Raw genomic sequence first — 9,337 nt, forward strand, 5'->3', positions numbered from 1 at the left:
CTATAGCTTGACAGCGAAAGCTACCGACAACAGCGGAGCAACCACTACATCAACCGCGATCAGTATATCTGTAACCGGCAGCAGTTGTACTGCTCCTGCATGGGATGCTGCTACAGCTTACAACGGTGGGGCTGAAGTTTCACGCAACGGCAATAAATACCAGGCACGCTGGTGGACACAAGGTGAAGATCCGGCAATCAAGAGTGGTCCGGATGATGTATGGCGATTGATCGGTTCCTGCGGTGGTGGCGGAACCAATGTTATACCAACTGCGAGTATCACAGCACCATCGGCCAATGCTTCATATACCGCGCCTGCTTCCGTAGTGATCAATGCTACAGCAACGGATACGGATGGTACGATTGCCAAAGTTGAATTTTACCAGGGCACAACAAAACTTGGCGAAGATACATCGTCACCCTATAGCTATAGCTGGAGTAATGTAGCAGCAGGCTCCTATAGTCTCACCGTTAAGGCGACCGACAATGCCGGAGGTACAGGAACATCATCAGTCGTAAATATTACCGTGACGAGTGGCGGCACAAATAATTGTGCTTCGATAGCACAGTATGCCGAGAACAGTGGCTATGCAGCCGGCAGCAAAGTAAAGAACGCAGGCAGTATATATACCTGTAAAGATTATCCGTACTCAGGCTGGTGTAATGGTGCAGCGTGGGCGTATGCTCCGGGCACTGGTACTTATTGGCAGGATGCCTGGACATTGACGGGTACTTGTTCAGCAGGTGCCCGTGCAGCACAGCCGGAAGCCACTGCATTGCTGGCGGGATCATTTAAAGTAGTAGGCTATATGCCGTCATGGTCGGGTACAGCTTCTGAGATACAGTATAGCAACCTGACGCACATTAACTATGCATTTATTCGTCCGACCACAACGGGTGGGCTAACAGCGCTTGACAATCCGCAGAAGCTTCGCGATATCGTTTCACTGGCACATGCCAATGGTGTGCTGGTAGGTATAGCCGTAGGAGGATGGAGCGAACTTAATAACACTGACTTCCAGTCGATGGCCGGTAATGCAAGCTATCGTACAACGTTTGTCAATAATATACTTTCATTCCTGCAAACCTATCAGTTGGATGGTGTAGATATAGATTGGGAATACCCGGTAGATGGAGCCGATCCGGCAAACTTCACAACCCTCATGACAGCGTTAAGCAATGCACTGCATGCACAGGGTAAATATCTCAGTGCTGCAGTATCCGCACAGGGATATTATGCAGGCGGTGTACAGGCAGCCGTCTTTAATGTAGTAGACTTCCTCAACCTGATGGTATACGATGGCGATGCAGGGGCTGGTCACTCACCCTATAGCTATGCGGTATCATCACTGGATTACTGGTTGAATACGCGCGGACTTCCGGCATCCAAAGCTGTACTCGGTGTTCCGTTCTATGCACGTCCTTCGTGGAAGTCATTCAGACAATTGCTGCTGGATGGAGCGAGTCCAAATTCCGATACCTATAACGGAGATTACTACAATGGTATACCCACCATTAAATCGAAAACCAATCTCGCGTTTGATCGAAACCTCGGTGGTATGATGATCTGGGAATTATCGCAGGATGCAACCGGCAGTAACTCATTACTCACGGCTATCCGGCAGGTGATTGATCAGCGCAGTACACCGGTACAGCAATCGCCTTATAATGGAACCGTACGAAATATACCAGGCACCATCGAAGCTGAACATTATGATCTCGGTGGAGAAGGTGTAGCGTATCATGATCTGAGTGCTGGTAATTCCGGCAGCGCATTCCGCTCCGACAATGTAGATATAGAAGCAACCACTGATACAGGTGGCGGCTATAATATAGGCTGGATACAAGCAGGCGAATGGCTCGAATATACCGTGCAGGTAACTACAGCCGGAGTATATACTGTTCAGGCGCGTGTAGCTTCTACGTCGGCTGGTAAAACATTTCACGTAGAGTTAGATGGCGTAAATATATCCGGAACACTTACGGTGCCCAATACCGGTGCATGGCAAACCTGGCAAACCGTTTCCGCTACAACATCGTCACTTACTGCCGGGCAGAAAATATTGCGCATAGTAATGGATGCCGGAGACTTCAATATTAACAATATAGTCTTCACTACAAACACTTCTAATCCGCCACCAACCGTAAGCCTCACAGCACCTGCCAACGGCACGAGCTATACTGCCCCTGCAACGGTAACCCTACAGGCCAATGCTTCCGACAATGGTTCAGTTGCCAAAGTGGAATTTTTCCAGGGCGCTACAAAATTAGGAGAAGATACTTCTTCGCCCTATAGCTATAGCTGGAGCAACGTAGCAGCAGGCTCCTATACATTAACAGCGAAAGCAACAGACAATCAAGGTGCGACTGCTACATCTGCAGGCGTTACCATTACAGTTACCGGTGGCACGGGTGGCAATTGCGCCACTACACCGCAGTATGTAGAGAACAACGGCTATGTAGCCGGAAGTATAGTAAAGAATGCAGGCAGCCAGTATGAATGTAAACCCTATCCGTATTCCGGCTGGTGTAATGGTGCAGCATGGGCGTATGCTCCTGGTACAGGAACGTATTGGCAGGATGCGTGGATACTGAAAGGCACTTGCTCTTCCGGTCGCGTGGAAGCTACCGACTTCGAAACAGATGCAGCAGGATTATCACTCTATCCGAATCCGGCCGAAAGCGGTAAATCAAAAACCATCACACTGGTGTTCGAGAAAAATCCGGGCGATGTGCAGGTACAGCTGCGCAACATGAACGGAGCAGAAGTATTTACCAAAGGATACGGAGATGTAAAATCAACCACCCTGCAAGTAGATATACCGCCACTTTCACAAGGACTATATATCGTTCGCGTAAAAGGCGACAACACCACCTGGTTCCGAAAATACCTCGTACACTAAAACACCTATACCAGGCGAAGAAGGAACGATATGTTTCTTCTTCGCTATTTCTTTTACTTCAACCTAACCCCTGCACTATAGAGTACCTGAAACTTTGAACTATAAGAACCCGCAACTATGAAACAAAAATTACTTCTTCTCGCATGGTGTATCTTGCTGATAACCTATCACGCAAGTGCTCAATATACTTTTCCTTCCTGTTGGACACCCTGGACTCCGAATCCGTCAGGGTATGCAGGAGGAACACAGATGTCCCACAACAATGGTAACTACCAGGCCAAATGGTTTACTTCAGCAGAGCCCGGCACCAATGGTGATTGGGCTTTGGTAAGTAAATGTGGTGATGGTGGTATAGGTCCTGATTACTCCGGGGCGCAGCGCATCATCGGATATTTACCTTATTGGGTACCGGATTTTAATTTCAAGACTTTCGATCCCGGAACTGTCAATCACATTAATATAGCCTTCAACCTGTTCAAGCAGAATAATAACAATTATACCAGTAGTAATTTTGCGTCTATAGCATGGGGCGATTTTCACAATAGAAAAGTAGACTCTATACTTTTTGATAATGGTGTATTGAGTCGCGCGCATGCAAAAGGTGTTACCGTATCGGTAGCGATTGGCGGAGCGACTGACTTTGCTTTTCTCTGGCTGCTCACGCAATACTATAACAACGATGCCAAGCTGGAAGAGATGGCAAACTTTATTACCAGCTATGTAAATACAAAAGGTATAGATGGTGTAGACCTCGACCTGGAATGCTGGTGGCCTGATGCTACCATTAGTGGAACGACCGAGCAAGGTGGCCGCGTGCGTGGCGATAAATGGGGCGGACCCGATCAGGGACCACACCCCGCTGCTATAGGTCTTACCAAACTCGCACAAAAACTTCGTCAGAAAATGCCGAACAAGCTCCTGTCGGCAGCTGTATTTGCAACATCCTACTATGGCAATAATTATGACGATGCCATCGCACAACATCTCAACTGGCTGGGATTAATGACGTATGACTTTACCGGCTCGTGGAATACATCACCGATCGGTCCGCATGCCGCACTCTATAAAATTCCAGCCGGTACCTACCAGGGACAAACTGCCGATAACCCTATATATTCCGCTGAAGATGCCTTGGAGTATTGGATGGGTATGGCACCTGCCGCATGGAATCACGATGGAGGATTCAATGTACCCAAAGCTAAACTTTGTATTGGCGTGCCATTCTATGGCTACGACCTGGCTACACGCAAACCCAACAACGCCAACGGATTTGTAGCGCCCAAATGGAAAGAGATCGTGGCGGAATTTCCCAATGCAGCTACCAGTTATGATCCGCTCGATTCGCGCCAGCTGGGTGGATATATAGGGGCTAACGGAAAGAAGATATACTATGAAACACCGAAGGGTGCAGGCGAGAAGATAAAGTATACCAAGCGCTTCGGACACCAGGGTGTTATTATCTGGGAGCTTACGGGCGATGTTGCCTATAGCAACGGTAGTAGTATATTAAAAGCGATCAACGATGCAGCCGGAGTGATAGTGAACCCGCCACCGGTAGTAAGCATCACCAGTCCTGCGAATAACGCTACCGTTGTGCCGGGCACTAATCTGTCGATTACCGCTACTGCTTCTGATAATGGTTCAGTAACCAAAGTAGAATTTTTCCAGGGAGCAACCAAGCTAGGCGAAGATACAAGCAGTCCCTATAGTTATACCTGGACAGCCATACCAGCCGGCACCTATATACTCACAGCAAAGGCAACGGACAATCAGGGAGCTGTTACAACTTCCGCTGCGGTAAACATTACGGTAGGCAATGCATCACCTGTTGCTACTATTACCAGCCCGGTAAACAATACAACCTTTACTACTGGTGCTACTATTACCATTAATGCAACAGCCACGGATAGCGATGGTACGGTTGCCAAAGTGGAATTTTTCAGAGGCACTACCAAGCTGGGGGAAGATACCTCATCGCCGTACTCCTATAGCTGGACCAGCGTGCCTGCCGGAACTTATGCACTAACAGCAAAAGCAACCGACAATGCTGGCGCGACCGGTACCTCTACCGTTGTAAACATCAGCGTGGGCAATGCCAATGTAAATCCTGTAGCCAGTATAACAGCACCGGCTAACAACGCGAGCTATACCGCACCGGCATCTGTTACCATCACTGCTACAGCTACTGATTCTGACGGAACCATTGCCAAAGTGGAATTCTTTCAGGGAACCACGAAGCTTGGCGAAGATACATCATCACCATACTCCTATAGCTGGAGTAGTGTAGCCGCGGGAACATATTCACTCACCGCGAAAGCGACCGACAACGCAGGGGCTACCGGCACATCGACTACTGTGAATATTACAGTAACAGGAGGCGGTGGTAATTGTGCTACCACGCCACAGTATGTTGAGAATGGTGGCTACGTAGCCGGAAGTATAGTAAAGAACGCAGGCAGTCAATATGAATGTAAACCCTTTCCGTATACCGGCTGGTGTAATGGTGCTGCGTGGGCGTATGCTCCCGGCACCGGAACCTACTGGACGGATGCGTGGATTTTGAAAGGAAGTTGTACTGCCGGGGCGCGCACTGCGAGTGACTATACACTGGAAGGCAGCGAGCTTGAACTAGCCGAAGCAGATGGTATGGTAGCGTATCCCAACCCGGGCGTTAGCAGTAAAGAGCAGATCATATCAATCACATTTGCTATGGCTCCCGGTACAGTGGCAGTTCAATTGAAAGATATGCACGGCAATAATGTATACGGTTCACAGTATACAACTGGTAAGGAAAAATCTTTGCAGGTTACTGTTCCTGCCTTGGCACAGGGACTATATATACTGCATGTGCGTGGCGATAAGAAATCGTGGAGTCGGAAGTATCTCGTAAAGTAATACCGTTAACCTAATCAATAACAGGGCAGGGGAGTTCATCTTCTCTGCCTTTCTTTTTGTGGATTTGCTGAAGTGAAAGCAATGTGGCATCTTGTGGGCGATTGATAAAATTATAGTTCGTCATGCAAGCATCATCAGGTAATGCACTTCACATTGGTACACCGTTAACATCGTCAGCCGTAAAAGTGATGTTGCTGGGTTCGGGTGAACTCGGTAAAGAAGTAGTCATCGAGTTTCAACGGTATGGTGTTGAAGTGATTGCTGTAGATCGTTACGAGAACGCACCGGCTATGCAGGTAGCACATCGTTCATATACAATCTCCATGCTGGATGGAACAGCGCTGCGTGCTCTCATTGAAAAAGAGAAGCCGGATTATATAGTGCCCGAAGTAGAAGCTATTGCCACGGCCACACTGGTTGAGCTGGAGCAGGAAGGCTTTCGCGTAATACCCACTGCTACGGCTACACGACTCACCATGAACCGCGAAGGTATACGTACACTGGCGGCAGAGAAACTCGGAGTGAGAACCTCTCCCTATAAATTCGCCAACACAGTAGAAGATTTTACAACTGCAGTGAGGGCGATTGGCTTGCCATGCGTGGTAAAACCCATCATGAGCTCATCCGGTAAAGGACAAAGTGTAGTGCGCACCGAAGCCGACATTACAACGGCCTGGCAATACGCACAGGAGGGAAGTCGCAGCGGTGGCGGCAGTGTGATTGTAGAAGGATTTATAGACTTTGATTATGAGATCACTTTGCTCACGATTCGCCATAAAGAGGGCGTGTCGTTCTGCGAGCCGATTGGTCACCGCCAGGAGCATGGTGATTACCAGGAATCGTGGCAGCCACATCCCATGACAGACCAAGCGCTCGATGATGCCAAGAGCATCGCACAACGGGTAGTGAATGCGTTGGGAGGCTATGGTATATTTGGTGTTGAATTTTTTGTGAAAGGCGATATAGTATATTTCAGCGAAGTATCTCCGCGCCCGCATGATACGGGTATGGTAACAATGATTTCGCAAGACCTCTCTGAATTTGCGCTGCATGTGCGTGCCATCTTGGGTATACCCATTCCGGTAATTCGTCAGCTTGGACCATCGGCTTCTTCGGTGATCCTGGTAAAGGGAGCTTCGAAGAATATAGTCTTCAGCGGTTTCGAACAAGCACTTGCCGAGCCCGACACTCAACTTCGTCTTTTCGGTAAGCCCGAAGTAAACGGTGAAAGACGCATGGGCGTATGCCTCGCGCGTGCTGCTACTATTGAAGAAGCTCGGGCGAAAGCAAATCGTGCTGCAGGCAATATGCGGGGAAAGCTGTGAACTGGCAGCATCTGGCTGCTGACTGGAAGGGAAATAACTGTGAGCGCTGAGTGGCGAGCTACGAGCATTGTTTGTGGATATATAGGTGTAGATTGTATTTTATAGTCTGTGCAGTTTTGCCCGAGACAGTTATCAGGATGGAAAAAAATGCATTTAAAATCTGCGTTCATCAGCGCGATCTGCGGGAACAAAAAACAACTTCGGGTTACAAGCCTTGTAAGGGAGTATATATTTCTGTGTTTATCTGTTAGTTCTGTGGGAAATAAAACCAATTCCAAAATATTGTTTATCTTTAGCTGTTAGCCGTACCCTTTTATGATCGATCCAACCAAACTCGAACATTTCCGGAATCTTGTTTCCCTCATTACTGCCGATGGTAAAATTGAAGATGTAGAGCGTGTAGCCCTCTTTAAAATTGCCTATACGCTAGAACTTCCGCTTGATCGTTTTAACCTCATGCTGGAGCGTGGCCACGAGTATAGATTCATTATTCCGCAGAACAATCACGATCGCGAAAAGCAGTTGCAGGACATGATTGAAATTGCGCACGTAGATGGTGACTTCGCTCCGGCAGAGATGGAACTCATCAGTATGGTTGCCGGCAAATTAGGATTTACGGAACAAGAGCTGGACCACATCATCCAGACCCATACTGCGAAGATGGAAAACGCATCGCAGTAGCAAGTGACGTTTAACGTATCTTTCCGGAAGATATAGTTTCTGCCTATACTATATCTGTTAATGTTTTTTATGTAAAGTGATTCTCTGTAGAGTGAATCAATATACTTCTCTGTCAAATTTCATTTGAGCAACTTTGTGTCTTCTTTGTGACCTTTGTGCCATTGGATTTTCTTAATCTCATTCCTATACTTTAACAGCTCAATTCAATCTATACCTCATAGAAAACGCTACCTTAAAAGTAGGTACTAGCTGCACTAAACTATATCTTTCAACCTCTTTTATAGAATTTGCCTATCGCGCGATAAACAAAATCACTTTGATTGAGTGGTGGTTGCTGTCTCATTTTTGATGCTGTAAAAAATTAATCTTTAATCAATCCTTATGACAAAAAGAATTCTCCTGGCAGCAGGAGGTTTACTGTTGGCAGCCGGAGCTTTTGCGCAGCAGCATCTTACTACCAATACCGGTGCACCGGTGGGCGACAATCAAAATTCAAAAACAGTGGGACAGAATGGACCTACATTACTCGAAGATATACACCTGGTAGAGAAGCTCGCGGCTTTCGATCGCGAGCGTATTCCGGAGCGTGTAGTACATGCACGCGGTGCCGGTGCGCATGGCGAATTTATAGCAGCCGATAACTTCTCTGCGTTCACGAAAGCATCTTTCCTGAATGAAAAAGGGAAGAAGACTCCGGTGTTTGTGCGCTTCTCAACGGTAGTGCATAGCTCGGGCTCTCCGGAAACATTGCGCGACCCGCGCGGCTTCGCTACCAAGTTTTATACGGACGAAGGTAACTATGACCTGGTGGGTAACAATCTGCCGGTATTCTTTATCCGCGATGCTATGAAGTTCTCAGACATGGTGCATGCTTTCAAGCCTTCGCCTGTTTATAACAAACAAGACCCTAACCGTGTATTTGATTTCTTCTCGCATATACCGGAAGGAACACACATGCTCACCCGCGTATATTCGGATTATGGTATACCGGCTAACTATCGTGAGATGAATGGATCCGGAGTGCACGCTTTTAAATGGATAAATGAGAAAGGCGAAGTAACCTATGTAAAATATACCTGGAAGAGCTTGCAAGGTGTGCGTAACCTGACAGCCGAAGAAGCTTCTAAAGTACAGTCACAGGATTTTCAACATGCAACGGTTGACCTATACGAGAATATCAAGAAAGGTAATTATCCTTCGTGGGAGCTATATGTGCAAATGATGAAGGGTTCTGATTTTGAGAAGCTGGATTTTAATGCACTGGATCCTACCAAGATATGGCCGGAACAATTTGCTAAGCCGGTACTTGTAGGAAAGATGACGTTGAATCGTTTGCCCGGTAATTATTTCGAGGAAGTTGAGCAATCTGCTTTTGCTCCGGGTACACTGGTACCGGGCATCGAGCCATCGGAAGATAAACTCTTGCAAGGTCGTCTGTTCTCATACTTTGATACACAGCGCCATCGTATAGGTGGTAACTTTCAGCAGATACCGGTAAATGCGCCTAAGGTTGCCGTTGCAAGCAACAACCAGG

General features: G+C 47.5%; 5 protein-coding genes. All 5 read left to right on the forward strand.

Going from position 1 to position 9,337, the window contains the following annotated elements; genetic code table 11:
• The coding region (locus VIN08_RS13675; RefSeq protein ID WP_331965991.1) for a glycosyl hydrolase family 18 protein at positions 1 to 2,902 on the forward strand (2,902 nt) is incomplete at its 5' end.
• Between the two features lie 117 nt (positions 2,903 to 3,019).
• Positions 3,020 to 5,797 (forward strand): Ig-like domain-containing protein, encoded by a 2,778-nt coding sequence (locus tag VIN08_RS13680; protein ID WP_331965994.1) that lies wholly within the window; start codon positions 3,020 to 3,022, stop codon positions 5,795 to 5,797.
• Positions 5,798 to 5,919: 122 nt separating this feature from the next.
• Positions 5,920 to 7,122 (forward strand): formate-dependent phosphoribosylglycinamide formyltransferase, encoded by a 1,203-nt coding sequence (purT, locus tag VIN08_RS13685; RefSeq protein ID WP_331965997.1) that lies wholly within the window; start codon positions 5,920 to 5,922, stop codon positions 7,120 to 7,122.
• A 315-nt stretch (positions 7,123 to 7,437) separates the two neighbouring features.
• Positions 7,438 to 7,803, forward strand: coding sequence for a TerB family tellurite resistance protein (locus VIN08_RS13690; protein WP_331966000.1), 366 nt, complete (start codon positions 7,438 to 7,440; stop codon positions 7,801 to 7,803).
• 381 nt (positions 7,804 to 8,184) lie between these two features.
• A partial coding sequence (locus VIN08_RS13695; protein ID WP_331966003.1) for a catalase occupies positions 8,185 to 9,337 on the forward strand: 1,153 nt, incomplete at its 3' end.

This window comes from Ohtaekwangia sp. (genome assembly GCF_036568665.1).
Classification (GTDB): domain Bacteria; phylum Bacteroidota; class Bacteroidia; order Cytophagales; family Cyclobacteriaceae; genus Ohtaekwangia.